28 protein-coding genes and 5 tRNA genes are annotated in these 26,782 nt (G+C 68.4%); 24 read left to right on the top strand and 9 right to left on the bottom strand.

Features of this window, described 5'->3' with window-relative positions; translation table 11 throughout:
• Positions 1-4 precede the first annotated feature (4 nt).
• Complete coding sequence (locus AC3A5K_RS06250; protein WP_487616641.1) at positions 5-427, bottom strand: hypothetical protein; 423 nt, start codon at positions 425-427, stop codon at positions 5-7.
• Positions 428-524: 97 nt separating this feature from the next.
• Between AC3A5K_RS06250 and sufT the strand changes: the two genes are divergently transcribed.
• The 3 genes from sufT (at position 525) to AC3A5K_RS06235 (ending at position 4,413) form a co-directional block, all read left to right on the top strand.
• Complete coding sequence (gene sufT, locus AC3A5K_RS06245) at positions 525-1,076, top strand: putative Fe-S cluster assembly protein SufT (protein WP_487616640.1); 552 nt, start codon at positions 525-527, stop codon at positions 1,074-1,076.
• A 777-nt stretch (positions 1,077-1,853) separates the two neighbouring features.
• Positions 1,854-3,845 (top strand): PKD domain-containing protein, encoded by a 1,992-nt coding sequence (locus AC3A5K_RS06240; RefSeq protein ID WP_487616639.1) that lies wholly within the window; start codon positions 1,854-1,856, stop codon positions 3,843-3,845.
• Between the two features lie 148 nt (positions 3,846-3,993).
• Positions 3,994-4,413, top strand: a complete 420-nt coding sequence (locus AC3A5K_RS06235; protein ID WP_487616638.1) for a hypothetical protein — start codon at positions 3,994-3,996, stop codon at positions 4,411-4,413.
• Between the two features lie 156 nt (positions 4,414-4,569).
• Here the strand turns inward: AC3A5K_RS06235 and AC3A5K_RS06230 are convergent, their stop codons facing one another.
• The 3 genes from AC3A5K_RS06230 to wrbA all read right to left on the bottom strand — a co-directional run bounded on the left by AC3A5K_RS06230 (position 4,570) and on the right by wrbA (position 6,063).
• Positions 4,570-5,058: an asparaginase domain-containing protein gene (locus AC3A5K_RS06230; protein WP_487616637.1), complete on the bottom strand. Its 489-nt coding sequence runs from the start codon at positions 5,056-5,058 to the stop codon at positions 4,570-4,572.
• 67 nt (positions 5,059-5,125) lie between these two features.
• Positions 5,126-5,473 carry a DUF2069 domain-containing protein gene (locus tag AC3A5K_RS06225; RefSeq protein ID WP_487616636.1) on the bottom strand — a complete coding sequence of 116 codons (348 nt, stop codon included), beginning with the start codon at positions 5,471-5,473 and terminating at the stop codon, positions 5,126-5,128.
• The gene (gene wrbA / locus AC3A5K_RS06220; protein ID WP_487616635.1) at positions 5,470-6,063 is read right to left on the bottom strand and encodes an NAD(P)H:quinone oxidoreductase; all 594 of its coding nucleotides are present in this window, start codon (positions 6,061-6,063) and stop codon (positions 5,470-5,472) included. Before wrbA ends, AC3A5K_RS06225 begins: the two co-directional genes overlap by 4 nt.
• A 327-nt stretch (positions 6,064-6,390) precedes the next feature.
• On the opposite strand from wrbA, the gene AC3A5K_RS06215 reads away from it, so the two are divergent.
• Entirely contained in the window at positions 6,391-7,665 is a 1,275-nt protein-coding gene (locus tag AC3A5K_RS06215; RefSeq protein ID WP_487616634.1) for a YihY family inner membrane protein, read from the top strand.
• Positions 7,662-8,228, top strand: coding sequence for a TlpA family protein disulfide reductase (locus tag AC3A5K_RS06210; protein WP_487616633.1), 567 nt, complete (start codon positions 7,662-7,664; stop codon positions 8,226-8,228). Before AC3A5K_RS06215 ends, AC3A5K_RS06210 begins: the two co-directional genes overlap by 4 nt.
• Positions 8,229-8,628: 400 nt before the next feature.
• Here AC3A5K_RS06210 and ppk2 read toward each other — a convergent pair whose 3' ends face one another.
• The 5 genes from ppk2 to hemA all read right to left on the bottom strand — a co-directional run bounded on the left by ppk2 (position 8,629) and on the right by hemA (position 13,145).
• Positions 8,629-9,441 (bottom strand): polyphosphate kinase 2, encoded by an 813-nt coding sequence (gene ppk2 / locus AC3A5K_RS06205; protein ID WP_487616632.1) that lies wholly within the window; start codon positions 9,439-9,441, stop codon positions 8,629-8,631.
• Positions 9,438-9,803, bottom strand: coding sequence for a helix-turn-helix domain-containing protein (locus AC3A5K_RS06200; RefSeq protein ID WP_487616631.1), 366 nt, complete (start codon positions 9,801-9,803; stop codon positions 9,438-9,440). The genes ppk2 and AC3A5K_RS06200 overlap by 4 nt, the downstream gene beginning before the upstream one ends.
• A 2-nt stretch (positions 9,804-9,805) precedes the next feature.
• Positions 9,806-10,324 carry a molybdenum cofactor biosynthesis protein B gene (moaB, locus tag AC3A5K_RS06195; RefSeq protein ID WP_487616630.1) on the bottom strand — a complete coding sequence of 173 codons (519 nt, stop codon included), beginning with the start codon at positions 10,322-10,324 and terminating at the stop codon, positions 9,806-9,808.
• Between the two features lie 456 nt (positions 10,325-10,780).
• Complete coding sequence (gene prfA, locus AC3A5K_RS06190) at positions 10,781-11,863, bottom strand: peptide chain release factor 1 (RefSeq protein ID WP_487616629.1); 1,083 nt, start codon at positions 11,861-11,863, stop codon at positions 10,781-10,783.
• Positions 11,841-13,145 carry a glutamyl-tRNA reductase gene (gene hemA, locus AC3A5K_RS06185; protein ID WP_487616628.1) on the bottom strand — a complete coding sequence of 435 codons (1,305 nt, stop codon included), beginning with the start codon at positions 13,143-13,145 and terminating at the stop codon, positions 11,841-11,843. The genes prfA and hemA overlap by 23 nt, the downstream gene beginning before the upstream one ends.
• A 98-nt stretch (positions 13,146-13,243) precedes the next feature.
• Between hemA and AC3A5K_RS06180 the strand changes: the two genes are divergently transcribed.
• The 19 genes from AC3A5K_RS06180 to rplJ all read left to right on the top strand — a co-directional run bounded on the left by AC3A5K_RS06180 (position 13,244) and on the right by rplJ (position 26,771).
• Positions 13,244-14,941, top strand: a complete 1,698-nt coding sequence (locus AC3A5K_RS06180) for a tetratricopeptide repeat protein (RefSeq protein WP_487616627.1) — start codon at positions 13,244-13,246, stop codon at positions 14,939-14,941.
• A complete protein-coding gene (gene lolB / locus AC3A5K_RS06175; RefSeq protein ID WP_487616626.1) occupies positions 14,938-15,600 on the top strand; it encodes a lipoprotein insertase outer membrane protein LolB in 663 nt (220 codons plus the stop codon). The genes AC3A5K_RS06180 and lolB overlap by 4 nt, the downstream gene beginning before the upstream one ends.
• The gene (gene ispE, locus AC3A5K_RS06170; RefSeq protein ID WP_487616625.1) at positions 15,597-16,475 is read left to right on the top strand and encodes a 4-(cytidine 5'-diphospho)-2-C-methyl-D-erythritol kinase; all 879 of its coding nucleotides are present in this window, start codon (positions 15,597-15,599) and stop codon (positions 16,473-16,475) included. The genes lolB and ispE overlap by 4 nt, the downstream gene beginning before the upstream one ends.
• Positions 16,476-16,526: 51 nt before the next feature.
• Positions 16,527-16,602: transfer RNA gene (locus tag AC3A5K_RS06165), tRNA-Gln, on the top strand.
• 63 nt (positions 16,603-16,665) lie between these two features.
• Positions 16,666-17,625: a ribose-phosphate diphosphokinase gene (locus tag AC3A5K_RS06160; protein WP_487616624.1), complete on the top strand. Its 960-nt coding sequence runs from the start codon at positions 16,666-16,668 to the stop codon at positions 17,623-17,625.
• A gap of 132 nt (positions 17,626-17,757) precedes the next feature.
• Positions 17,758-18,414 carry a 50S ribosomal protein L25/general stress protein Ctc gene (locus AC3A5K_RS06155; protein WP_487616623.1) on the top strand — a complete coding sequence of 219 codons (657 nt, stop codon included), beginning with the start codon at positions 17,758-17,760 and terminating at the stop codon, positions 18,412-18,414.
• 45 nt (positions 18,415-18,459) lie between these two features.
• Positions 18,460-19,041, top strand: coding sequence for an aminoacyl-tRNA hydrolase (gene pth, locus AC3A5K_RS06150; RefSeq protein WP_487616622.1), 582 nt, complete (start codon positions 18,460-18,462; stop codon positions 19,039-19,041).
• 96 nt (positions 19,042-19,137) lie between these two features.
• The gene (gene ychF / locus AC3A5K_RS06145; protein ID WP_487616621.1) at positions 19,138-20,229 is read left to right on the top strand and encodes a redox-regulated ATPase YchF; all 1,092 of its coding nucleotides are present in this window, start codon (positions 19,138-19,140) and stop codon (positions 20,227-20,229) included.
• A gap of 165 nt (positions 20,230-20,394) precedes the next feature.
• Complete coding sequence (locus AC3A5K_RS06140) at positions 20,395-21,453, top strand: isoaspartyl peptidase/L-asparaginase family protein (protein ID WP_487616620.1); 1,059 nt, start codon at positions 20,395-20,397, stop codon at positions 21,451-21,453.
• Between the two features lie 132 nt (positions 21,454-21,585).
• Positions 21,586-21,671 (top strand) — tRNA-Tyr (locus tag AC3A5K_RS06135).
• 59 nt (positions 21,672-21,730) lie between these two features.
• Positions 21,731-21,804: transfer RNA gene (locus tag AC3A5K_RS06130), tRNA-Gly, on the top strand.
• A 35-nt stretch (positions 21,805-21,839) separates the two neighbouring features.
• Positions 21,840-21,915, top strand: a tRNA-Thr gene (locus AC3A5K_RS06125).
• An 80-nt stretch (positions 21,916-21,995) separates the two neighbouring features.
• A complete protein-coding gene (gene tuf, locus AC3A5K_RS06120; RefSeq protein WP_487616619.1) occupies positions 21,996-23,186 on the top strand; it encodes an elongation factor Tu in 1,191 nt (396 codons plus the stop codon).
• Positions 23,187-23,389: 203 nt separating this feature from the next.
• Positions 23,390-23,465: transfer RNA gene (locus AC3A5K_RS06115), tRNA-Trp, on the top strand.
• A gap of 84 nt (positions 23,466-23,549) precedes the next feature.
• Positions 23,550-23,930 carry a preprotein translocase subunit SecE gene (gene secE / locus AC3A5K_RS06110; protein WP_487617062.1) on the top strand — a complete coding sequence of 127 codons (381 nt, stop codon included), beginning with the start codon at positions 23,550-23,552 and terminating at the stop codon, positions 23,928-23,930.
• Positions 23,931-23,946: 16 nt separating this feature from the next.
• On the top strand, positions 23,947-24,519 hold the full coding sequence (nusG, locus tag AC3A5K_RS06105; RefSeq protein WP_487616618.1) for a transcription termination/antitermination protein NusG: 573 nt from the start codon (positions 23,947-23,949) through the stop codon (positions 24,517-24,519).
• A 201-nt stretch (positions 24,520-24,720) separates the two neighbouring features.
• On the top strand, positions 24,721-25,149 hold the full coding sequence (gene rplK, locus AC3A5K_RS06100; protein ID WP_310238741.1) for a 50S ribosomal protein L11: 429 nt from the start codon (positions 24,721-24,723) through the stop codon (positions 25,147-25,149).
• Between the two features lie 4 nt (positions 25,150-25,153).
• Positions 25,154-25,855 carry a 50S ribosomal protein L1 gene (rplA, locus tag AC3A5K_RS06095; RefSeq protein ID WP_487616617.1) on the top strand — a complete coding sequence of 234 codons (702 nt, stop codon included), beginning with the start codon at positions 25,154-25,156 and terminating at the stop codon, positions 25,853-25,855.
• A gap of 376 nt (positions 25,856-26,231) precedes the next feature.
• Positions 26,232-26,771 (top strand): 50S ribosomal protein L10, encoded by a 540-nt coding sequence (gene rplJ / locus AC3A5K_RS06090; RefSeq protein ID WP_487616616.1) that lies wholly within the window; start codon positions 26,232-26,234, stop codon positions 26,769-26,771.
• Positions 26,772-26,782: the final 11 nt, after the last annotated feature.

Genomic DNA, 26,782 nt, shown 5'->3' with positions numbered 1-26,782 from the left:
GCCGCTAGCGCGTCAGCACTACCGCGATCACCAGGCCGGCCGCCAGCCAGGCGATGTCGGCGGGGCCGTTGGCCAGATTGGCCAGCGTCCAGGCGTGCTGGGGGCCGAGTTTCAGTGCCGATTCCCACGGCAGCATGCCCATCGGCCGCGCCAGCTGGGCGGCGACGATGCCGAAGCTCGCGACCAGGATCGCGAGCGCGGTGGCGGTCACGCCGGCGAGCGCGCGCAGGGCGCCGGGACGGGCACGGACGAGGCGCAGGATCCAGGCGGCGTCCAGCGCCGCGACCACCGCCATCCAGCTGCTCTGCGCGTTGCGCGCATCGGCGACCAGGATCCACACCGCGGCGATTCCGATGCTGCCGAGCAGCAGCAGCGCGATCGCCAGCGGCCAACGCCGGTCACGGACGGGTCGGGTCGGGTTGTGCATGGAAGGCTGTATCGCGTGCGCGGCCGGCCAGCATAGCGGCGGCTGGCGATACAATGACAGCCTTGCCGTGGCCTCCACGCGCCACCATGTCCTGGTCATGTATTCCCGCAGCAGCGAACCCGTCCGATTCGAGCGCGATTGCGCCGCCGTCCTCGTCCCCCAGGGCGAGAACGTCAACCTGCCCGCAGGCAGCGCCGGTTACATCACCCAGGCGCTGGGCGGCAGCTATACCGTGTTCGTCGAAGGCAACCTGTTCCGGATCGCGGGGCGGGATGCCGATGCGATCGGCAAGGAGCCGCCGGTGCCGCTGGAACTGCCCGCGGATGCCGACGATGCCGCGGTCGAGCGCATGGTGTGGAGCCAGCTGCGCACCTGTTTCGACCCGGAGATCCCGATCAACGTCGTCGATCTGGGCCTGGTCTACGAGGCCGAAGTCCAGCCGGGCGACAGCGGCCAGCGCCGGGTCGAGGTCAAGATGACCCTGACGGCGCCGGGTTGCGGCATGGGCGAGATCCTCGTCGACGACGTGCGCAGCAAGCTGGAGCTGATCCCCACGGTGGCCGAAGCCGACGTCGAGCTGGTGTTCGACCCGCCGTGGAACCGCTCGATGATGTCCGAAGCGGCCCGTCTCGAGACCGGCATGCTCTGAGCGCGGCCCTGGCGCCACGCGCCAAAATTCTGACGAACTGAATAGCCCACTGCGCCGATCTGTGACGCAGTGGGCTTTTTGTTGGTTGATTCCCGAACCGCATGCCGCGTAGCGTCAGTTTGCGGTCAGTTTTGTCATGTCCGCGTTCATCGCGGGCCATGGCGTCGACGTGTCGACCCCCGGTCCGCTCCGCCGCGATCGTGCGGCCTCCCAGGACGGGGAGCATCGGGTGTCGCAGGTGACGCATCGCAGGGTCGACGGTCAGCCGGCAGCGGACAGATTGCCGGTGCCGGCCTGGCAGATGCCGGCCGACGCTGTGCCTGGATCGATGGGAGCGGCGTCCGTGGCGCAACCCGCCCGCGATTGTTCAGATGCCGATGCACCGGTCCTGACCACCCGGTGCGCGTCGCGTCGCGCCCGGGCCGGAGCGGTCGCCGGGACAAGACCCGCAACTGCCGCCTCGCTCCCCCTCGATCCAGCGTCGCCGCACGCGAAGGCTGCGGATGGCGCGCGCGCGTTCGCGCAGCGCGCAGCGATGAATACAAGCCACGAGGCCGGAGAGGCAGGCGGGCGTTCCCGCGCGCGGCCGCAGCGCGCCACGCGGGCGCCGCAGCAACTCACAGGACGCAGCCGGTATCCGGCGCGTCCACGCATGTTTCCGGCACAGAGGGCAGGTGGCGCGCGGGTCATCGTCGCGCGCGCCACCGGCGGAGCATGCCGCTGCGGCGTGCTCCGTTTTTATTCGCGTCATCACACGACTGAGGGGTCAACCACCGCATGAAAACGCTCATTGCATGCTTCACCGCCGGCACGCTGTCGCTCGGTGTGGCCGTGGCCGCGCCGCGCGACGCGCGGCCGGCTGCGTTCTCCAACCGCCTGCCGGCCGAGCACACGGTCGAACTCAAGCGCATGCCGGCGATCGACCGCGCACGCCTCGAGGCGGAGGACGCCCGCCAGTCGCGCGCGCTGGGCCAGCGCCCGGTACGGTTCGCGACCCCGCACGCGGTCAACCTCACGCCGGACACTGCCGGCGACTGGGATGAACTGCCCAATGGCGATCTGGTCTGGCGGCTGCGCGTGGAATCGAAAGATGCCCTGTCGCTGAACTTCGGATTCGCCGACTACCGCATGCCCGAAGGCGGGCGCCTGCTGGTGTATCCGGCGGGTCTCGACCGGAACGCAGATCCCGATGCCATCCGCGCCTTCGACGCCAGCGACGTCACCTCGGGCGGCGGTCTTTGGACGCCGATCGTGCCGGGCGACAGCGCGGTGATCGAGGCGGTCGTGCCGAAGGCGCGGCTGTCCGAATTCAAGCTGCGTCTGACCAGCATCAACCACGACTACGTGGGCTTCGGCCGGCTCGCGCGCGAAGGTGCGCTGGCGCAGACCAAGGGCGTGTCGGGCAGCTGCAACGTCGACGTGGTGTGCCCGGACGGCGACGACTTCCGCGACGAGATTCCCTCCGTCGGCGCGTACTCACGCTTCGGCCAGTTCTATTGCAGCGGCTCATTGCTCAACAACACCGCCGGTGACCAGAAGATGTACTTCCTCACCGCGCACCACTGCGGCATGGGCGCCGCCGACGCGGCAGCGAGCATCGTCGTGTACTGGAACTACCAGAACTCGACCTGCCGCACGCCGGGCAGCGCGGACAGCGGTGCGAACGGCGACGGCAGCCTGGCGCAGAACCAGGCCGGCGCCGTGGTGCGGGCCACCAGTGCCGCGTCCGATTTCACCCTGCTGGAACTCGACGATGCGGCCGACCCGGCCTTCAACCTGAGCTGGTCGGGCTGGGACCGCCGCGACGCCGCGCCGCAGGGCGCCACCGGCATCCACCACCCGCGCGTCGCGGAGAAGCGCATCACCCATTCGGACACGCCGCTGCGGATCGAGGGCTATCTGGGTAATACCGGCGCCAGCCATCTGTGGGTGCAGTGGAACCAGCGCGGCACGACCGAGGGCGGTTCGTCGGGCTCGCCGATCTACAGCCCCGAAGGCCGCGTCGTCGGCCAGCTGCATGGCGGCTACGCCTCGTGCTCGACCACCGGCGCCGATCATGTCGACTGGTACGGCCGGCTGTTCACCTCGTGGACCGGCGGCGGCACCGCGGCGACACGTCTGAGCGACTGGCTGGACAGTGCCGGCACCGGCGCGCAGTTCGTTGACACGCTGGGCGCCGAAGCGCCGGAGCCGGGCGCGCCGACGGCGGACTTCGACTTCGTGGTGGACGACGCCACGCTGACCGTGAGCTTCACCGACAGCTCCAGCGACGGCGACAGTGCGATCGTCGCGCGTGCCTGGGACTTCGGTGACGGCGAGACCTCCACCGAGGCCAGCCCGACGCATACCTATGCCGAGGCCGGTGTCTACACCGTCAGCCTGACCGTCACCGATGCCGACGACCGCAGTCACACCGTCACCCAGAGCATCGAAGTGGGCGACACCGGTCCGGATGCGATCGAGCTCGTGAACCGCACGCCGGTCACCGGGCTGTCGGGCGCGGCCGGGCAGGCGACGCTGTACCGCCTCGATGTCGAAGCCGGCGCGACCGGTCCGCTGACGATCCTGACCTCGGGCGGCAGCGGCAACGTCACGGTGCATGTCTCGCTCGACGAGGCACCGACGCTCGACACCTACGACTACCGGTCCGCACGTCCGGGCAACAACGAGTCGATCCGGGTGCCGACGCCGCAGGCCGGCAGCTACTACATCCTGGTCGTCGGCGAGACGGCGTTCTCCGGCGTCACCCTGCAGGCCCGCCACAACTGAGCGCCCCGCCCGTGCAGGGATGCGCGGGTCATCCACCAGGCGACGCCCCGGCCGGAAGGTCGGGGCGTTCTGGTTTCGGCTGGACGGCGGACGCCGCGTTCATCGGTGATGGCTACGATCACCTGCGACCTTGTATGGAGGAAATCCGATGCCTGGACCGAACCGGTGGCGCGGCCTGCAGCCCCTGTGGCTGGCGGCGCTGGCGCTGATGTTGATGACGACGGTGGGATGCGCGATGGCGACACAGCAGCACGTTCTGCAGGGAGATGGCCCGTGGCAGCGGTTCATCGTGAAATACCGCGAAGGCAGCGCGCCCAGGCAGGACAGCGCGGCCGTGCAGTCGCGTCTCGATGCGGCGGCCAAGATCTTCGCCACCCAGGACGGCATCACGCTGCGCTGGACACACCGCATGGGCATCGGCGCGGATCTGGTGACGGCCTCGACGCCGCTGGACCGTGCGCAGGCGCAGCGCCTGCTCGCGCACTGGAAGGCCGATCCGGATGTCGAGTACGCCGAGGTCGACGGCATGATGACCATCGGCCCGGTGCCGGAGCCGTCAGTGCGCTAGCCCGCGTTGCGCGGGACCGCGTCATCTGGTGTAAGCCCCGCGATGCGACGAGCCCGCACTTGATTGAAGTTGTGCCATTGGCTGACCACCGGCCTTCGCGAGCGCGGGCCGGCGTGACTCACCCGGATATGCCTGCGGACGCGTGGATCGTCTTGATCAGGGCAGCGGTTCGAAGCGGTTGGCTTCGACGTTCTTGCGGACCTTCAGCGGATCCCAGATCCGGCCGTTCATCGCCACATAGACGCCGGGCGGCTTGGACTGCACGGCGCCGACGGCGGTGCCGATATTGAACTCCGCATCCGAGCCGCGGAAATGCGCCGGGCTCAGCGCGCCGGTCAGTACGATGGTTTTGTCCTCAATGGCCGCCAGCACGCGCGCGGTTTCGACCATCGAATCGGTGCCGTGGGTCAGCAGCACGTGGCGCGCGGATTGCGCGGCGATCGTCGCGCGGATCAGTTCGCGGTCGTCGTCGGTGATGTGCAGCGAATCCTTGCGGATGATCGGGATCACCCGGAACCGGAACGCGACGCCCAGGTCTTCCAGCATCCGCCCGATCTGCGGCTCGCCGACCTGGTAATCCGACTTGTCGTCGAAGTAGATCTTGTCGATCGTGCCACCGGTGGTGACGATCAGCAGCTCGTCCATGGAAAGCGGTCCTGCGGGCAGCGACGAAGGGGCCGACATGATACCGGCCTGCCGCCCAGGGCATCGCTCATCCGGGTGGGCGACGTCCGCCGAAGCGCGCGCGGATGCCGGGCAGGCTGGCCGAGAACACCACCGACAGCGACAGCGCGATGCCGGCCCACGGGTACAGCCCCAATTCCGGATGCGACCACGCGTACATGACGCCATGGCAGAACCAGAACAGCGCGGCGATGCCCGACCACAGCGGTGCACTGGCCAGATTGCGCAGCACGCCGACCAGCAGCACCAGCGGCGGTAGCACGAACACCAGCAGGGCTGCGACGAAATGCGGATCGTCGCGATGCCAGATCAGATACAGCGCGGCCAGCAGCGCCAGCGAGGCCGCCAGCACGTGGCGCGAAGACGGCCGCGTCATGCGGACAGTGTCGCGGCCAGACCCGCGATGCGCCGGCCGAGCGCGCGTGCCAGCACCGCCTCGTCTTCGGTGGGCTGCGGATCGTCCTGCAGGCCGGACACATGGCTGGCGCCGTAGGGCGTGCCGCCGCTGCGCGTGGTGCTCAATGCGGGCTCGGTATACGGAATGCCGGCGATCACGCAGCCGTGGTGCAGCAGCGGCACCAGCATCGTCAGCAGCGTCGCTTCCTGGCCGCCGTGCTGGGTGGTGGTGGAGGTGAACACCCCGGCGGGCTTGCCCACCAGCGTGCCGCTGGCCCATTCGGCGCCGAGGCCGTCGAGGAAATGCTTCAGCGGCGCCGCCATATTGCCGAAGCGCGTGGGGCTGCCCAGCAACAGGCCGGCGCATTCGGCCAGGTCCGCGCGTTCCACATAGGGCGCGCCGTCTTCCGGCACGGGCGGCGCGGCCTGCTGGGTCACCGCGGCCACCGGCGGCACCGTGCGCAGGCGCGCGTGCATGCCGTCGACTTCACCGATGCCGCGTGCGATCTGGCGTGCGAGGCGGGCGACCGAGCCGTTGCGGCTGTAGTAGAGGACGAGGATCTCGGGCATGGAGACGCCTGTTTGCGAAGGGAGTGCGCGGACTGCAGGGCCAGGTAATGGGCCTGGTGCCCGATGCGTGTGCGCCTGTGCATTCTCGCGCAGTGGGCGGCGCGTGGGGGATCGCGCAGGCGATGCGTGCTTCCGTCCCCGTCATTCCGTCGAAGCACGATCTCCAGCGGCCGCCACGGGATCATCCAGGGTCTTCGGGCGCCGGCGCAATCGGAGTGCGAGTCGCCGGATGTCCCGCTTTACGGCTGTCGAGACTCCGGCCTTTGCCGGCGTCACGGGTGCGTATCCCATGCATCCCCGCGCAAACCGCTTTGCTACGCTTCGCTGATGGAGCCACTCGCCACTTTCAACCGCTGGTCCGAACGCATGGCGGACCGCGCACGCGCGCTGACGTTCGCGCGTTTCCTGTGGCGGCGTTTTCTCGACGACCGCCTGTTCGAAGCCGCGGGCGCACTCGCGTTCACGACCGTGTTCGCGCTGGTGCCGCTGTCGATGGTGGTGTTCGGCGTGCTGGCGGTGTTTCCGGCCTTCGCGCAATGGCGCGACCAGCTCAGCGATTACATCTTCTCGAATTTCGTGCCGGATTCGGCCCGCGCGGTCGAGGCGGTGCTGTTGCAGCTGTCGACCAATACCGGCCAGCTGACCACCATCGGCGTCATCGCGCTGGTGATCTCGGTGCTGGTCACACTGGTCAGCGTGGAGACCACGTTCAACCGGATCTGGCGGGTGAAGTCCGCACGACCGACCGTGGCCCGTTTCCTCGTCTACTGGACCGTGCTGACTCTGGGCGCGCTGGTCGCGACCGCCAGCCTGGCCGTCTCGGCGCGATTCTTCGCGCTGGAGATCTTCAGCACCGATTCGGGCCAGTTCCTGCGCGGCGCGATGCTGTGGGCGGCGCCGATGCTGATCGAACTCATCGCCTTTGCGACGATCTTCCGCGTGGTGCCGCATCGCACCGTGCAATGGCGTCACGCGTTCGCCGGCGCGGGTCTGGCGGCAGTGTTGTCGGAAGTGGTGAAGTGGGCGATCGGCCTCTACCTCGGCAGCTTCGATGCCTACGAGCGCATCTACGGCCAGATCGCGTTCCTGCCGATTTTTCTCTTGTGGGTCTATCTCAGCTGGGTCGCCATCCTGCTGGGCGCCTCGTTCGCCGCATCGATTTCCGCGTTCCGCTACCAGCCGGCGCATATGCGCCTGCCGCGCGGCTACGAGTTCTATGGCGTGCTGCGCATGCTGGGACGATTCGCCGAGGCGCGTGCAAAGGGTCGCGGCCTGCACAGCGACGAGATCCAGGAACTGGAGCCGATGCTCACCGACACCCTGGTGCAGCAGATGCTGGCGCAGCTGGAAGAGATCCAGCTGCTGCGCCGCGCCGAGACCGGCGAGTGGCTGCTCGCGCGCGATCTCGACGGCATGACCCTGGCCGAACTCTACGAAGCCTGTCACCTGCGCATTCCGGTGTCCGAAGCGCTGCTGCCGTGTCGCGACGATGCGCTGGGCATCGCCGCCGCCGGTGCGCTGGACGACCTGCGCATTCCGCTGCGCGACCTGCTCAAGCGCCGGGTTGCCAGCCTGTATCCCGTTCCGGAGACGTCCAAATGATCCGCCGTACCGCTGTCAGTCTTGCCCTGCTCCTGTCCCTCGCCGCCTGCCAGCAGGGCGGCGAGGATGCCGCGCGTCCCGCCACCGATGTTGCCGCGCCGGCAGCCGGCGCGGCTGCTGGCGAAACGCCGGCCTCGTCGCGCGAACAGCCTGCGCTCCGCGTGGAGACGATCGACGGTGGCACCTTCGATCTGGCCGACCATCGCGGCAGCTGGGTCGTCGTCAATTTCTGGGCCACGTGGTGTGCGCCCTGCCTAAAGGAAATGCCGGAGCTGTCCGCGCTCGATGCGATGCGCGAACACATCCAGGTTGTCGGGCTCGCCTACGAGGAGATCGAACCTGACGCGATGCGTGCATTCCTGGAGGAGCGGCCGGTGGTCTACCCGGTCGCGATCATCGACACCTTCGCGCCGCCGGCGGATTTCGAAACACCGAAGGGCCTGCCGATGACGTATCTGATCGCGCCTGACGGCCGCGTCGCCAAGCACTTCCTCGGCCCGGTCACCGCCGAGGGCATCGAGGAGATGATCGCCGACGCAGGCGGTCCGGCGTCCGGCGCCTAGGCGTCGCGCGCCTGATGGGTCTGGATGCGCTCGGGCGTATCTCATCGAATCTGTTGGCGCCTGATCTGCGCGAACGCGCGCGCTGGTTGAATCGATAGGTTGATTGCGTGTGCGATGACGCTGCATGCATCGCGTGCGGGCACCCGGGCGCCATCGTCCGCAACGTTGGATGCGCTTGAGCGCTGCACGCGGCGCTGTGGCATACCCGCGGTGCTGGGAGGCGCACAGCGCTCGAGTGGCAACGCATCAATCCAGGCGCGCTTCGCTGCGCGCCAGAGGCGCGATGCTGCATCGGTGCAACGCACGGGACGGCCGAATTGCAGTCGGCGAGCCCAGTTGCAGTCTCAAGTACGAGGGACCCTGGTGCCCCTGAAGGCGCCGAACGCCCGAGGCCGCGCGCTCAGGCGTCCGCGTCCGCCTGCAGGCGCTCCAGCGTGCGTGCGGGGATCGGCGGCAGCGGCTTCACCTCGGCGTAGCACTCCGTGCCGGTCGCGACGCGCAGCGGCGGGAATTCGGGCAGTGGCGCGTCGACGCGCGTGTCGGGCAGACGGTCGAGCAGATCCTGGATCAGGGTCAGCCGGCCCCGGCGCTGGTCGTTGAAATCCACCAGGGTCCACGGCGCGTGCGCGGTGTGGGTGGCGGCCAGCATGGCTTCGCGTGCGCGGGTGTAGTCGTCGTAGCGCTCGCGCGCGGCGAGGTCCATCGGCGAGAGCTTCCAGCGCTTCAGCGGGTCGGCCAGGCGTTCGGCGAAGCGCGCCTCCTGCTGATCCTGGTCGCAGCCCAGCCAGTACTTGAACAGCAGGATGCCGTCGTCGACGAGCTGGCGTTCGAACGTCGGCGCATCGCGCAGGAAGGTCGCGACCTGTGCAGGCGTGGCGAAGCCCATGACCTGTTCGACGCCGGCGCGGTTGTACCAGCTGCGGTCGAACAGGGCGATCTCACCCGCGGCCGGCAGATGCTCGACGTAGCGCTGGAAATACCACTGGCCCTGTTCGCGCTCCGACGGTTTCGGCAGCGCGGTGACCCGGCACTGGCGCGGGTTGAGGTGTTCGGAGATCGCCTTGATCGAACCGCCCTTGCCGGCGGTGTCGCGGCCTTCGAATACGACCAGCAGCCGCTGCCCGCTGGCCTGCACCCAGTGCGCCATTTCGGCGAGCGCGATCTGCATCGGGGCGAGTGCGGCCTCGTAGGCCTTGCGCTTGAGTCGTTTCATGCAGCGTCCCGAGGCGTGGTGGTCTTGCGCGCGCGCTCGGCGCGCATGCCGGCCATGCTGCGGGCAACTTCGAGCAGCGCGCCCTGTTGCCGCGTGCCCAGTGCGCGATACGCCGCCAGCAGGGCGTGTTCGCCCTTGGTGCGCGCCGGATCGAAGGTGCTGGCGAGGGTGGCCAGCAGGGCGCCGACCGGCACGCCGAAGGTCCGTGCGAGCGCTTCGAGCTGCTCGGCCGCCGGCGCCTTTTCGCCGCGCATCCAGGCCGACACGGTAGCCGCGCCGACGCGTGGAATCGCCGAGGCGATTTCACCCGCGGTGAGGCCGCGGGCCTTGGCGAGCAGGCGCAGCGTCTGGTCGAGGCCCATCGCTATTCCTTCAGGCGCGGACGCAGGGTGGCGAGATTGCAGGGCCTGGTGCGCGCGTCGAGCTGGTGGCGGATGATCCGCTCCCACGCCGTGGTGCAGGCCGAGGTGGAGCCGGGCAGTGCGAACACGAAGGTCGCATTGGCCAGGCCGGCGAAGGCGCGCGATTGCAGCGACGAGGTGCCGATCTCTTCGAACGAGATCGCACGGAACAGCTCGCCGAAGCCGGGCATGGTCTTGTCCAGCAGCGGCAGCAGCGCCTCGGGTGTCGAATCGCGGCCGGTGAAGCCGGTGCCACCGGTGACCAGGACGCCGTCGATCGCGGGATCGGCGATCCACTTCGACACCAGGGCGCGCATCGCGTAGCGGTCGTCGGGCAGCAGGGCGCGTTCGGCGATGCCGTGACCATCGCCGGTCAGGGCCTGGACGAGGTAATCACCGGAGGTATCGGTCTCGAGGCTGCGGCTGTCGGACACCGTCAGCACGCAGATCTGCAGGGGTTTGAAATCGGTTTGGCTGCTCATGCGGCGAGGGTACTCCACCGTCGGCGAACGCCGCATCGAGAGGCGATGCCGTCCGCGTCGTCGCGCGTTGTTCGTGGCGAGGCCTCGAAGCGACGACGTCCTGCGCAGCGCAGCCGCGATCGCGGGTATCGCGGTGCGGCCGGTGCCCGCGCGGTGGCTGCCTGGAATCGGCCAACCGGAGATGGCGCGTGCGCTGCGAGCGATCGCTTGACGCATGACCGCGGCGCGCGATCGCGATTCTGCGGTGCGCTTCAAATCCGCGCGCGCGCGTGGGTGCATCGGACGTTTCGGGGGCGTGTCCGCGGGCCGGTGGGCCATCGCCCGTCACCCAGGGGAGTCTGCGCGTTTGCCGGCGGCCGCGCGATGAAAAATCCGCGCATCTCGGTGACCGCATGCGTCGCGATCACGTGCGCACAATCGCAGCGACGCGGCTGGTCGTCCGCGCCGTGCCGCGACTCACTGCGCGGTCATGCGCGCCAGTTCGTCGGCCTGGTGTTCCTGCGACAGCCGCGCGACGAGTCCGTCGAGATTGCCTTCGAGCACGTTCGGCAGGTCGTACAGGGTCAGCCCTTCGATGCGGTGATCGGTGATCCGGCCCTGCGGATAGTTGTAGGTGCGGATGCGCTGGCTGCGGTCGCCGCTGCCCACCTGCAGCTTGCGCACCTCGGCGGTCGCGGCAGCGCGGCGTTCGGCTTCGGCGTCGGCCAGCATCGCGCGCAGGCGCTTCATCGCCTTGTCGCGGTTCGCGTGCTGGCTGCGTTCGGTCTGCGATTCGACGACGACGCCGGTCGGCACGTGGGTGATGCGGATCGCCGAGTCGGTCTTGTTGACGTGCTGGCCGCCGGCGCCGGACGAGCGGAAGGTGTCGACCTTGAGGTCGGCCGGGTTGAGTTCGATCGGCTCGCCCGCGTCCTCGATCGGAATGATCGCGACGGTCGCGGCCGAGGTGTGGATGCGGCCCTGCGATTCGGTTTCCGGCACGCGCTGCACGCGGTGGGTGCCGGATTCGAATTTGAGCTTCGCGTAGGCGCCGCTGCCGTCGACCGCGGCGATGAGTTCGCGGAAGCCGCCGTGTTCGCCGGTGCTCGCCGATTCCACTTCGACACGCCAGCCCTGGCGCTCGGCGTAGCGGCTGTACATGCGGAACAGGTCGCCGGCGAAGATCGCCGCCTCGTCGCCGCCGGTGCCGGCGCGGATCTCGAGATAGAAGCCGCCGTCGTCGCGCGCATCGCGCGGCACCAGCAGCGCCAGCAGATCGGCTTCCAAGGCTTCCAGGCGGGCGTCGGCCGCGGCGATTTCCTCTTCGGCCATTTCGCGCATGTCGGCATCGTCGAGCAGCGAGCGCGCGGCCTCGCGGTCGTCGAGTGCGGCGCGTTCGTCGGCCAGCGCACTGGCCAGTGGTTCGAGCTGGGCGAACTCGCGGGACAGCGCCCGGAAGCGACCCTGGTCGGTCACGGTGGACGGATCGGACAACAGGCGTTCGAGTTCGTCGCGGCGTTCGGCCAGCGCCTCGAGCTTACGGCGCAGGGTCGGCAGCATCGGGATCCAGTGGGGCGGGGTCGGAAAGCGGCGGCAGCAGGTGTTCCAGGCGTTCGGACAGGGCGTCGTCGCCGTGCAACGCCGCCTCCCGCAGCACCGCGGTCGGCAGATGCAGCAGGCGGTTGGTCAGGCCGTGGGCCAGCAGTTCGAGCACCGCGTCCGGCGACTGTCCGGCCGCCAGCTGCTGGCGCGCGCGGGCCAGGGCGTCGGCGCGGATCGTGTCGCCATGCGCGCGCAGCCGGCGCACCGGCGCCAGGCGTCCGCTGGCCGCGCGGGCCTCGCCGTAGCGCGTGACCTGGAGGTCGATGATCGCCTCGGCATCGCTGGCGGCCTCGCGGCGGCCACGGCGATTGTCGTCGAGCCTGCGTTCCAGGTCGTCGATGGTGTAGAGGAAGACGTCGCGCAGTTCGGCCACATCCGGCGCGATGTCGCGCGGCACTGCCAGGTCCATCAGCAGCATCGGCCGGTGCTTGCGTGCGGCCAGCGCGGCGGCGACCTGTGGACGGGTGAGGACCGGTTCACGGCTGGCGGTGGCCGACAGCACGATGTCGGCCAGGAACAGGTGACGGTCGAGTTCGTCCAGCGGCAGCGCGATGCCGCCATGGCGCGCGGCGAGATCCTGCGCGTGCGCATAGGTGCGGTTGGCGATCAGCAGGCGCTTGACGTTGGCCTGGGCGAGATGACGCGCGGCCAGCTCGATGGTCTCGCCGGCGCCGATCAGCAGCACCGCCGAATCCGAGGGCCGCGCGAACGATTCCTGCGCCAGCCGCACGGCCAGCGACGCCACCGACACCGGACTAGTGCCGATGCGGGTTTCGCTGCGCGCGCGCTTGGCGGTGACGAAGGCATGCTGGAACACGCGGTCGAGCTCGGTGCCCAGCGTGCCGGCGCTGCGCGCCGTGGCCCAGGCCTGCTTCACCTGGCCCAGGATCTGCGGCTCGCCCAGCACCAGCGAATCCAGCCCGGTGGCCACGCGGAACAGATGACGCGCGGCCGCGTCGTCGCGATGGCGGTAGAGATAGGCGTGCAGCGAGCCGCCGGCCACGTCGGCATCGCGGCCGGGGTGCGTCGCCAGCCAGTCGGTCAGGGCGCGCCCGTCGTCGTCGGACACCGCATAGAGTTCGGTGCGGTTGCAGGTCGACAGCAGCGCCACCTCGCGCACCGGCGGCAACGCACGCAGTTCGGCCAGCGCGCCCGCCAGCGCATCGCCGGAAAACGCGACGCGCTCGCGCAGGGCGACCGGCGCGGTCTGGTGGTTGATGCCGAGTGCGAACAGGGACATTGGGCTGGCGTGCCTGGCGGTGGAGCCGACATCCGCGTTCAGGCGCTTGCGATAAGCTTTCGATTGAAGGCGCCCATTTTACGGCCCGGTTGCCCCAGATGCCCGTTTTCGACTCCGTTTGGTCCGCGCGGCTGCGTGCGGCATTGCTGGTCCCGTTGCTCGGGATCGCCTGTACCAGCCAGGCCCGGCCGCCCGCCGCGGGCGGTGACGTGCTCCAGGACGACCTGCTCGGCGCCACGCTGGCCGGTGAATTCGCGGTTCAGGCCGGGCGGCTGGACGAGGCGGCCGACTGGTATCTGGCTGCCGCCCGCGAATCCGGTGGTGATGCCGGCCTGGCCGAGCGGGCCACGAGGATCGCCCTGCTGGCCGGCGATGACCGCCGCGCCGCGCAGGCGCTGGACCTGTGGCGCCGCAATGCGCCGGACTCGCTGCCGATGCTGGCAGCCGAGGCGACGCTGTCGCTGCGCGCCGGCCGCGACCGGGTCGCGCGCCGCCAGCTCGAGACCCTGCTGCGCAGCCCCGATCCCACCGGCTGGCGGCATGCGTTCACCGTGCTCTCGGGCGGCGGACGCGATCCCGAGCAGGCCGTGCGCCTGCTCGACCGCATCGTCACCGACGGCGCCATCCCGGACGTGCTGCAGGCCTGGATGGCGTTCGGCGGTCTGGCCCAGCGCCTGGACCGCGTCGACCTGACCGAGCGCATCCTCGACACCATCGTCGCCAGGTTCCCGGGCGAGCCGCGCGTGGCGCTGCTGCGCGCCAGCCAGCTGCGCGAATCCGGACGTCCCGAAGAAGCGCGCGCCGCACTGGTCGCGATGGGCGAGGACGCCGCGCTGATCGCGCCCGACGTGCGCCTGGCGATCGCGGTGGAATACGAGGCGCTCGGCGATTTCGCCGAGGCCGAGCGCACGCTCGGCAAGGGACCGCAGGACGGGCGGACCTACGTGGTGCGGGCCTCGCTGCTGGCGCGGGCCGAGAACAAGGAGGCGCTGGCCGCCCTCTATGAAGAGGTCAAGGCGGTCGCGCTGACGCCCAATCCGGCGCAGCGTCTGTTGCTCGGGCAGATGGCCGAGTATCTGGAGCAGTACGACGAAGCGCTGGAGTGGTACGACACCGTGCCCGGTGGGCCGGAGCGGCAGCAGGCCCGGATCCGCGGCGCGCGCGTCCTGCACGAACTCGGTCGCCGCGACGACGCCTGGCAGCGCTTGCGCGCGCTGCAGTCCGACGCCACCGCCGATGACGACATGCGCCGCGGCGCCTATCTGCTGGAAGCCGAACTGCGCGCGGAGAACGACGACCCGACCGAACTCGACGTCTACAACCGCGCCCTCGGCGCGATGCCCGACGATCCCGGAATGCTGTATGCCCGCGCCCTGATGTGGGAACGCCGCGACGACATCCCGCGCGCCGAAGCCGACCTGCGCCGGGTGCTCGTCCAGGATGCCGAGAACATCGCCGCGCTCAACGCGCTGGGCTACACGCTCGCCGATCGCACGCAGCGCTACACCGAAGCGCTGGAGCTGATCGACCGCGCGCGCCTGGCCGAGCCCGACAACGCCGCGATCATCGACAGCTACGGCTGGGTGCTCTATCGCCTCGGCCGCCACGCCGAGGCGCTGGTGGAACTGCGCCGCGCGTATTCGATGATGAAGGACGCCGAGGTCGCCGCGCACATCGCCGAGGTGCTGTGGGTCATGGGCCGTCGGGACGAGGCGCGCAAGTATTTCGACGAGGCGCGCGCGATCGATCCGGAGAACCGGTCGCTGTTGCGTGCGCTCGAGACCACCGGCGCATGAGTGCGCGACGTGTCCTGCTGGTGGGCTGCGTGGCCGTGTTGACCGCGTGTACCAGCGTGCCCGTGCGCCCGCCGGCAGAGACCGCCGTGCTCGATGCCGACGCCCGCGGCGCTGCCGAGGCGCGCCTGGCGGCGCGTGAGGCCGCGGTGCGCGCGCTGCCCGCCTACGGGTTCAGCGGACGCGTGGCGATGTCCAACGGCCGCGATGGCGGCAGCGGACGCATCGACTGGCGTCAGGCCGGCGACGCGTTCGAGGTCTCGCTGGCCGCGCCGGTCACGCGGCAGAGCTGGCAGCTGCGCGGCGGCCCGGCCGGTGCGCGCATCGATGGTCTGGCGGGTGGTCCGCGCGAAGGCGCGGACGTCGGTGCATTGCTGTGGGAGGCCACCGGCTTCGACATCCCGGTCGTCGCGTTGGCCGCTTGGGCCACCGGCACCCGCGCCGATGCGGCCGTTTCCGGCGAGGCGCAGGTGGAATACACCGCCGACGGCCAGCTGGCGCGCCTGCGCCAGGACGGCTGGATCATCGATTACATCGACTGGCAGCCGGTGCCGGCCGACGGTGCGCCGGCCTTGCCGCTGCGCATCAATGCCGAGCGCGACACCGCGCGCGTGCGCCTGATCGTCGACGCCTGGACGCTCGACCCCGCGTCCACGCCATGACCGCGCCGCCGGACGGTGCGGGCTGGCAGGCCTGGCCGGCTCCCGCAAAGCTGAACCTGTTCCTGCGCATCACCGGGCGCCGGGCGGACGGCTACCACGTCCTGCAGACGGTGTTCCGGCTGCTGGACTGGGGCGACACCGTGCATATCCGCCTGCGCGACGACGGCCGCATCGTGCGCCATGGCGACACCCTGCCGGGTCTGGCGGCGGACGACGATCTCGTCGTCAAAGCCGCGCATGCCTTGAAGAATGCGGCCAACGTCGCTCAAGGGGCGGACATCGCCGTCGAAAAGCGCACTCCGTCGGGCGCCGGCCTTGGCGGCGGTTCCTCCGATGCAGCCACCGTGCTGCGTGCGCTGGATCGCCTGTGGGGCCTGGATCTGGGCGTGGACCGGCTGGCCGGAATCGGCCTGGCGCTGGGCGCCGACGTGCCAGTCTTCGTCCACGGGCGCAATGCCTGGGCCGAAGGGGTAGGGGAGGCGCTGGTGCCGATCGACCTGCCGCCGGCCTGGTATCTGCTCGCCGATCCCGGCGTGCACGTGAACACCGCAGCCCTGTTCCAGTCCGCTGAATTGACGCGAAATGCTGCGCCCGCGACAATGGCCGACTTCGTGTCAGGTGCAGCGCTCGACAATGCGTTCGAGCCGGTCCTGCGTCGCCGGGAAACTGCCGTGGAGGCCGTGTTCGCTGCGCTATCGCAGGTGGGAACGCCGCGTCTGACCGGGACGGGCAGCGGGTGCTTCGTCGAATTCGCCACACGCGAACTCGCCGAAGCCGCGCACGCGCAGGTCGCATCGCGGGTTCGCAGTCGCGTGGTGGCCGGTGCAGCGCGCTCGCCGTTGCTCGATCTGCTGGAGGCCGGGATACGGGATTAGGGAGTGGGGACTTGCGAGCCCCCACTCCCGAATCTCAGATCCTGGATTCACAGGGGCGTCGCCAAGTGGTTAAGGCACCGGGTTTTGATCCCGGCATTCGCAGGTTCGAATCCTGCCGCCCCTGCCATCCTCTCCGAGCTCCGGCCCGGTCCTCCCATCCGCTCGGTCAGAGCGACGCGGAACAGCAGACATGAAAGAAGAACGCAATCTCCTGATTTTTTCGGGCAACGCCAATCGTGCGCTGGTCAAGTCCGTGTGCCGCGAACTGGGCGTGCGCCAGGGCAAGGCGCTGGTCTCCACCTTCTCCGATGGCGAGGTCCAGGTCGAGATCGAGGAAAACGTCCGCCGCCAGGACGTGTTCGTGATCCAGCCGACCTGCGCGCCGTCGGCCGAAAACCTGATGGAACTGCTGGTGCTGATCGATGCGCTCAAGCGCGCCTCGGTCGCCAGCGTCACAGCGGTGATTCCGTACTTCGGCTACTCGCGCCAGGATCGCCGGCTGCGCTCGTCGCGCGTGCCGATCACGGCCAAGGTCGCTGCGAAGATGGTGACCGTCGCCGGCGCCGATCGCGTGTTGACGATCGACCTGCATGCCGACCAGATACAGGGCTTCTTCGATATTCCCGTCGACAACGTCTATGCCTCGCCGCTGCTGCTGGCCGACATCTGGCGCGCGCATGGCACCGACAACCTGATCGTGGTCTCGCCCGACGTGGGCGGCGTGGTGCGCGCCCGCGCGATCGCCAAGCGCCTCGACGATGCGGACCTGGCGATCATCGACAAGCGCCGTCCGCGCGCCAACGTCTCGACGGTGATGAACATCATCGGCGACGTGCAGGGCAAGACCTGCGTGCTGGTGGACGACATCGTCGACACCGCCGGCACCCTGTGCGCCGCGGCCGCCGCGCTGAAGAAGAACGGCGCCGAGAAGGTCGTGGCCTACTGCACCCACGCGGTGCTGTCGGGTGCGGCGATCGACAACATCGAGAAGTCGCAGCTCGACGAGATGGTCGTCACCGACACCATTCCGCTGTCGGACGCGGCGCGTGCCTGCAGCCGTATCCGCCAGCTGAGCGTCGCCGAGCTGCTGGCCGAGACGATCCGCCGCATCGCCTTCGGCGAGTCGGTGAGTTCGCTCTACGTCGACTGAGAATTGCTTCAGCGTCCGGGTCTTCCCGGGCGAGCACGACATGTCCGGCGTCCGCCGGCACCTGACTCGCCTGGTCGCGGGCGAGTCGTTCAAACCGTCGCGAGACGGTTCACTTCAAGTAGGTAGTTCACCATGGCAACTCAACATGAAATCAAGGTGCAGCGCCGCGAAGACGAAGGGAAGGGTGCGAGCCGCCGTCTTCGTCTTGCCGGCAACGTGCCTGCCGTCGTTTACGGCGGTGACCTCAAGCCGGTCAGCATCGAGCTGAGCCACAACGATGTCTGGCTCGCCAGCCAGCACGAGTGGTTCTACGCGTCGATCCTCGACCTGAGCCTCAACGGCGACGTCCAGAAGGTGCTGCTGCGTGACATGCAGCGTCATCCGTTCAAGCAGCAGATCATGCACCTGGACTTCCAGCGCGTGAACGCGAACGAGACGATCCGCACCGCCGTGCCGCTGCACTTCGTCAACGAAGACACCTCGCCGGCCGGCAAGGCTGCCGACGTCGTGATCACGCACGAGCTCAACGAAGTCACCGTGACCTGCCTGCCGGGCGACCTGCCGGAATTCATCGAGATCGATCTCGGTGCGATGGTCGTCGGCGATATCGTCCACCTCTCGCAGGTCAAGCTGCCGAAGGGTGTCGAGATCCCCGAGCTGGCGCTGGGCGCGGACCACGACGTCGCCGTCGTCGTCGCCAAGCACGGCCGCGTGGAAGCCGAGCCGGAAGAGACCGACGACGCGTCGGCCGTCGTGCCGGCCACCAAGGCCGCGAAGGACGACGAGTAATCGTCGCGTGGGCGCGCCTTCGGGCGCGCCCGCGTTGCCGTATCGATGGCAGGACTGCGACTGATCGTCGGGCTGGGGAATCCCGGACCCGAATACGCACGGACCCGGCACAACGCCGGGTTCCGTTTTGTCGACGAACTCGCCGCCAGGGCGGGCGCGTCGTTCCGGCTCGACAGCAAGCTGTTCGGCGAGACTGCGAAGATCGACATCGCGGGCCAGCCGGTCTGGCTGCTGAAGCCGGCCACCTTCATGAATCTCAGCGGCAAGTCGGTCACCGTCGCACTGCGGTTCTGGAAGTTCGAACCCGAGCAGGCGCTGCTGGCGCACGACGAACTGGATCTGCCGCCGGGCACCGCGCGGTTGAAGTTCGACGGCGGCCATGGCGGGCAGAACGGCCTGCGCGACACGATGAAGCTCCTCGGGCACGGCGGTTTCCACCGGCTGCGCGTGGGCATCGGTCACCCGGGCAGCAAGGACAAGGTCACGCCGTGGGTGCTGGGGCGTGCCAGCGCCGACGACGACATCCTGATCGGCCGCGCGATCGACGATGCGATCGACGTGCTGCCGCTGGCGATGGACGGCAATTTCATGGATGCGATGACGCGGTTGCATACGGTGAAGCCGTAATTGGTGATTGGTGATTGGTGATTGGTGATTCGTCAGGTCGCGGCGTCGGCTGCTGCTTCGAATCACCAATCACGAATCCCGAATCACGGATCACCCATGGGCATCAAATGCGGCATCGTCGGTCTGCCGAACGTCGGCAAGTCGACCCTCTTCAATGCGCTGACCAAGGCGGGTATCGCCGCGGCCAATTTCCCGTTCTGCACCATCGAGCCGAACGTCGGCATCGTGCCGGTGCCGGATCTGCGCCTCAATGCGCTGGCGGCGATCGTCAAGCCGCAGAAGGTGCTGCCGACGGCGGTCGAGTTCGTCGACATCGCCGGTCTTGTCGCGGGCGCGGCCAGCGGTGAGGGCCTGGGCAACAAGTTCCTGTCGCACATCCGCGAGGTCGACGCGATCACGCACGTCGTGCGCTGCTTCGAGAATCCCGACGTCATCCACGTCAACAACAAGGTCGACCCGATCGCAGATATCGAGACCATCGATACCGAGCTCGCGCTGGCCGATCTGGATGCCGTCGAGCGTGCGCTGCAGCGCGCCGAGCGTTCGGCCAAGACCGGCGACAAGGACGCCAAGGTCCGCGCCGAGGTGCTGGGCCGCGTGCACAAGGGCCTGGCCGATGGCCAGCCCGTGCGCGCGCTGAAGCTGTCGGATGACGACCAGATCGCGATCCGCGACCTGTTCCTGCTGACCAACAAGCCCGTGCTGTACATCGCCAACGTGCTCGAGGACGGGTTCGAGAACAATCCGCACCTCGACGCCGTGCGCGCGCGCGCGGCGGGCGAGGGCGCCGAGGTGGTGCCGGTGTCGGCGGCGATCGAGGAAGAACTCTCGCAGCTCGACGATGCCGACCGCGATGCCTTTCTGACCGATCTCGGCCTCGAAGAGCCGGGCCTCAATCGCGTGATCCGCGCGGCTTATGGCCTGCTGGCGTTGCAGACCTACTTCACCGCGGGCGTCAAGGAAGTGCGCGCGTGGACGGTGAAGATCGGCGCCACCGCGCCGCAGGCCGCTGCGGTGATCCACACCGATTTCGAGAAGGGCTTCATCCGCGCCGAAGTGGTCGGCTACGACGACTTCATCCGCTACAGCGGCGAAGCCGCGGCGAAGGAAGCCGGCAAGTGGCGCCTGGAAGGCAAGGAATACATCGTCAAAGATGGCGACGTGATGCATTTCCGCTTCAACGTCTGAGCCTGCCGCCTCCACGCTGCATGAAAGGCGCCCGATGGGCGCCTTTCGCGTTTTCGAGCTTCGGCGGCCCGCGCATCACTCGCGCGCGGTGCGCCGGCGATCCGGGTGCCGGGTCGGCCATCGCCCGCCTACACTGCGGTCCGTCATTCGAATCCTGGAGTCGCCATGCGTCCTCTCGCCCTGTCCGTGAGCTGTGCGCTCGCAGTCGCTGCCCTGTGCGCGCCCGTTCGCGCGGCCGAGCCACCGGTCACGCCGGCGCCGGTGCTGGTGTTGCATGGCGGCGCGGGCGTGGTGCGCGCCGGGCTGTCGCCCGCGGAAGCCGAGGCCGCGCGTGAGGCTCTTGCCCAGGCGCTGCGTGCCGGGCACGCATTGCTGCAGGACGGACGTCCGGCGCTCGATGCCGTGGTCGCCGCGATCACCGTGCTCGAGGACGATCCGGCGTTCAATGCCGGCCGCGGCGCGGTGTTCACCCATGACGGCATCAACGAACTCGATGCCTCGCTGATGGACGGTGCATCGCGTGCGGCGGGCGCGGTTGCGGGCGTGCGCAGGATCCGCAATCCGATCCAGCTCGCGCGCCAGGTCATGGAGCACTCGCCGCACGTCATGCTGGTCGGCGAGGGCGCCGAGACGTTCGCACAGAGCCGCGGCATCGAGTTCGTCGATCCCGCCTGGTTCCGGACCGAGAAGCGCTGGCAGCAGCTGCAGAAGGCGAAGGCCGATGCAGACGCCGCGCGCAATGCGCAGGCCGCGGTGGCCGACGATCCGTTGCGCTATTTCGGCACGGTCGGCGCAGTGGCGCTGGATACCGAGGGCCGGCTGGCGGCCGGCACCTCCACCGGCGGCATGACCGACAAGCGCTGGGGCCGCGTGGGCGACGCGCCGGTGATCGGGGCGGGCACCTGGGCCGACGGGCAATGCGCGGTGTCCGGGACCGGCTGGGGCGAGTTCTACCTGCGCACTGCCGCCGCCCACGCGATCTGCAGCCGGGTCGCGTTGCTGGACGAGGATGTCGCGACCGCGGCCGAGACGGTGATCAACGTCGAGATTCCGGGCATGGGTGGCAATGGCGGCGCCATCGCGCTGGGCGCCGATGGCCGGGTCGCGATGCCCTTCAATACCGAAGGCATGTACCGCGGCTGGATCGGCGCCGACGGCGTACCGCACGTGGCCATCGGCCGCGATGACGAGATGACCATGGCGTCCGGGCGCGCCGACCGGTAAGATGCGCGCCCCGCTGCAGTGATTGTGCGCGGGGCGAAGGTTCCGGCTTCGATTCGTCGCAATACGGCGTTGACAGGATCAGGAACTGGGGCCAAAATCGCGGGCTGTTTTCACCGGCAACACGAAAGCGCCGGAGGGATACCCAAGCGGCCAACGGGGGCAGACTGTAAATCTGCTGGCTTACGCCTTCGGTGGTTCGAATCCACCTCCCTCCACCATTTTCAAGGTGGAACACATGCAGTGCGACAGGTTGTAATGCGGTAAGCGGGATCCCGGCGCGGGAGTAGTTCAATGGTAGAACCTCAGCCTTCCAAGCTGATGGTGCGGGTTCGATCCCCGTCTCCCGCTCCATTGCACCCCGCCGCATCCTGTAGTTTCAAATCGTTGCTCACGTAGCTCAGTCGGTAGAGCACCTCCTTGGTAAGGAGGAGGTCGAAGGTTCGATTCCTTTCGTGAGCACCATCACTCCGCGGCTCCGCTTCCATCGCGGGGCCGACGCGGCAAGCAGTCACCAACTCACCAGATTTCGAGACAAGGCAGCCATGGCTAAGGGTAAGTTCGAGCGCACCAAGCCCCACGTGAACGTGGGCACGATTGGTCACGTTGACCACGGCAAGACGACGCTGACGGCGGCGCTGACGAAGATCGGTGCGGAACGCTTCGGCGGCGAATTCAAGGCCTACGACGCGATCGACGCGGCGCCGGAAGAGAAGGCGCGCGGCATCACGATCTCGACCGCGCACGTCGAATACGAATCCGAGACGCGCCACTACGCGCATGTCGATTGCCCGGGTCACGCCGACTACGTCAAGAACATGATCACCGGTGCTGCGCAGATGGACGGCGCGATCCTGGTGTGTTCGGCGGCTGACGGCCCGATGCCGCAGACCCGCGAGCACATCCTGCTGTCGCGTCAGGTCGGCGTGCCGCACATCGTCGTGTTCCTGAACAAGGCCGACATGGTCGACGACGCCGAGCTGCTCGAGCTGGTCGAGATGGAAGTGCGCGAGCTGCTGTCGAAGTACGACTTCCCGGGCGACGACACCCCGATCATCCACGGCTCGGCCCGTCTGGCGCTGGAAGGCGACCAGAGCGACATCGGCGTGCCGGCGATCCTGAAGCTGGTCGACGCCCTCGACAGCTTCATCCCGGAGCCGGAGCGTGACATCGACAAGGCGTTCCTGATGCCGGTCGAAGACGTGTTCTCGATCTCGGGCCGCGGCACGGTCGTGACCGGTCGTATCGAGCGCGGCGTGATCAAGGTCGGCGAAGAAATCGAAATCGTCGGTATCCGTCCGGTGCAGAAGACGACCGTCACGGGCGTCGAAATGTTCCGCAAGCTGCTGGACCAGGGTCAGGCGGGCGACAACGCCGGTCTGCTGCTGCGCGGCACCAAGCGTGACGACGTCGAGCGTGGCCAGGTGCTGGCCAAGCCGGGTTCGATCAAGCCGCACACCGAGTTCGAAGCCGAGGTCTATGTCCTGTCGAAGGACGAAGGCGGCCGTCACACGCCGTTCTTCAAGGGCTACCGTCCGCAGTTCTACTTCCGCACGACCGACATCACGGGTGCGTGTGAGCTGCCGGAAGGCACCGAGATGGTGATGCCGGGCGACAACGTGAAGATGGTGGTCACGCTGATCAACCCGGTGGCGATGGACGAAGGCCTGCGCTTCGCGATCCGCGAAGGCGGTCGTACCGTCGGCGCCGGCGTGGTGGCCAAGATCATCAAGTGATCTGACGGCCCGGGTGTGCGATTGCACGCCCGGGCCGAAGTTCGTCCCGGCGGGATGCGTTCCAACAGTCGAAAGGCTGGTCACGCGGGGATCCAGTGGATCTGCAGGGTGCCAACCCCGCAGAACCGCGACAGGGCGGGCCGGAAACCCGGTCCGCCTTCGCCGTCTCCGGAAGTTTCGCGGGCGGCGGGTGTTCCATCTACACGCCAGTAGCTCAATTGGCAGAGCAGCGGTCTCCAAAACCGCAGGTTGGGGGTTCGAGTCCCTCCTGGCGTGCCATTCGCGGATTCTCCGCGCGAGGTCTGGCGCAGCGCGGCCTGGCCTGCCAACCGAGCAGTCGCACAACCGATGAGTCGCCGGGACTTGAACAGCAGAGTGGAACAATCGAAGGGCGGGTCCTCAGCGGACTTCGCCAAGTACGCCGCTGCAGTGGCGCTGGTGGTGGGCGGTATTTTCGCGTTCTACTGGCTTCAGCCGCAGCTGGCGACCGTGGTCCGCAGCATCATCGTCGGCCTGTGTCTCGTCGGCGCCGTCGCAGTGTTCCTGACGACGACCCGGGGCCACAAAACCCGCGAATTCTTTTCGGAAACCCGCTTCGAGCTGCGCAAGGTCGTCTGGCCGACGCGGCAGGAGGCGATCCGGCTGACCTGGATCGTGATCATCGCGGTGATCCTCATCAGCCTGATGCTGGCCGGCTTCGACCAGGTCATCCAGTGGCTCATCCGCCTCGTTCTGAGGCAGTGACGGAGTAACGATTCAGATGGAAACCGAAGGCGTCAAGCGCTGGTACGTCGTGCATGCCTATTCCGGCTTCGAGAAGTCGGTGGCCCAGGCGCTGCGCGATCGCATCGTGCGCACCGAGATGCAGGACAAGTTCGGCGACGTGCTGGTGCCGACCGAGGAAGTGATCGAGATGCGCTCCGGCCAGAAGCGCCGTTCCGAGCGCAAGTTCTTCCCGGGTTACGTGCTGGTGCAGATCCTGACCACGGACGACGGCGGCATTCCGCGCATGGACAACGAGAGCTGGCACCTGGTCAAGGAAACGCCGAAGGTGATGGGCTTCATCGGCGGCACCGCCGACCGTCCGCTGCCGATCCGCGACGACGAGGCCGCCGTGATCCTGGATCGTGTGCAGGAAGGCGTCGAGAAGCCGCGTCCGAAGGTGCTGTTCGAGGCCGGCCAGATGGTCCGCGTGACCGATGGTCCGTTCAACGACTTCAACGGTGTCGTCGAGGAAGTGAACTACGAGAAGAGCCGCCTGCGCGTCGCAGTGCTGATCTTCGGCCGCTCGACCCCGGTCGAGCTGGAATTCGGGCAGGTCGAGAAGGCCTGACCCCCGCCGCATCCGGATGTGACGGGTGCGCGAAACCCTGCTATAGTGCGCGGCTCACTGTCTGGCCGCGCCGGGCAACCGCACAGGCCGCCGTATGGGCGGCCTTTCGCGCGAGATGGACAACGTGAATCCGGGACACGTGTATTCCCGGAACGATGGGGAGCCTGATCCAAGGCGCTAGCACCCGGAGAGAAGAAGACAATGGCGAAGAAAGTCGTCGGTTACATCAAGCTGCAGGTCAAGGCCGGTCAGGCCAACCCCTCGCCGCCGGTCGGTCCTGCGCTGGGTCAGCGCGGCCTGAACATCATGGAGTTCTGCAAGGCGTTCAACGCAGCGACCTCCAAGCTCGAGCCGGGTCTGCCGACCCCGGTCATCATCACGGCCTACTCGGACCGTACCTTCACCTTCATCACCAAGAGCACGCCGGCATCGGTGCTGCTGAAGAAGGCGGCAGGTGTGACCTCGGGCTCCAAGCGTCCGAACACCGAGAAGGTGGGCAAGGTGACGCGCGCGCAGCTCGAAGAAATCGCCAAGGCGAAGGAAGCCGATCTGACGGCGGCCGAGCTGGAAGCAGCAGTGCGCACCATCGCGGGCTCCGCCCGTTCGATGGGCCTGACGGTGGAGGGCTGAGACCATGGCACAGACCAAGCGACAGAAGAGCATCCAGGCTGCCGTGCAGCCGGGCAAGAGCTACGGCATCGATGACGCCCTGAAGATCGTCAAGGACAACAGCAGCGCGAAGTTCGCCGAAGCCGTGGACGTCGCCGTCCGCCTCGGCGTCGACGCGCGCAAGTCCGACCAGCAGGTGCGCGGCTCGACCGTGCTGCCGCAGGGCACGGGCAAGAGCGTCCGCGTCGCGGTGTTCGCGCCGGCCGGTGCCAAGGCCGACGAAGCCCTGGCCGCCGGTGCCGACATCGTCGGCATGGACGACCTGGCCGAGAAGATGCAGGCCGGCGACATCAACTACGACGTCGTGATCGCGACGCCGGACGCGATGCGCGTTGTCGGCAAGCTCGGTACGGTCCTGGGCCCGCGCGGCCTGATGCCGAACCCGAAGGTCGGCACCGTCTCCCCGAACCCGGGCGAGGCAGTGAAGAATGCGAAGGGCGGCCAGGTCCGTTACCGCACCGACAAGGCCGGCATCATCCACTGCACGATCGGCAAGGCCGACTTCGATGCGGACAAGCTGAAGGAAAACCTGCAGGCGCTGCTGGCCGACCTGGTGAAGGCCAAGCCGGCCACCGCCAAGGGCCAGTACCTGCAGAAGATCTCAGTGAGCTCGACCATGGGTCCGGGTGTCACCGTCGACCAGTCGTCGCTGAGCATCGCGCGCTGATCGCAACGTAACAAGCGTGCTGTCCCGCGTGCGGGGCGGCACGATTTTGGGGGCATCGCGACGGACCCAGGTCCGGCGCGGCGCCGTCAAAGACCGCAGGCGCGGTCGAGATCGACGTGGCGACGGGCAGGGATGCTCGAACTGGCAGGGAGTCGCCGCCACCGAATGATCGAGATCGCTTAATCCCGAGGTGCTCGCACCGAGTGGCCTGCGTAGATGGTGATGCCTCTCTGAAGTTTTCTGGTGCGACATCCGTCGAGCCAGGCAGAAGGCCACCACCGGGATGCGTCACGCATCCCCGGCACCCACGGATGGGCGCCGCTCAGGACCGCAAGCGGCAGGAGCCGTGAGCGGAGTTCACAATGAGGAGTGATTAATGGCTCTCAATCTGTCCCAGAAGCAGGAAGTTGTCGCCGAGCTGGCAGAAGTCGCCGCGAACGCCCACTCCCTGATTGCTGTCGAGTACGTGGGCACCACGGTCAGTCAAATGACCGCGATGCGCAAGAAGGCTCGTGAGACCGGTGTGTACTTGCGCGTTGTCAAGAACACCCTGGCCGCACGTGCGGTGGAAGGTACCAGCTACGAGTGCTCCAAGGACTCGCTGGTGGGCCCGCTGCTGTATGCGTTCTCGACCGAGGAGCCCGGCGCAGCCGGTCGCCTGATCAAGGAATTCGCGAAGGACAACAACAAGCTGGTGCCGAAGCTTGTCGTCGTGGAAGGCCAGCTGTATCCGGCCGGCCATGTCGATGTGCTGGCCTCGCTGCCGACGCTCGACCAGGCACTGTCCATGCTGGCCCGCGTGCTGTCCGAACCCGCTGCGATGTTCGCCCGTGCCGTCAAGGCCGTCGGCGACAAGCAGGGCGGTGGCGACGAAGCACCTGCGGAAGCAGCTGCCGAGACGGCCGAAACGGCTTAAGTCCGGCCTGC

This window comes from Luteimonas sp. Soil_C_5, assembly GCF_057656615.1.
Note: the sequence above shows the minus strand (reverse complement) of the source record. Positions and strands in the feature narration are given on the sequence as shown.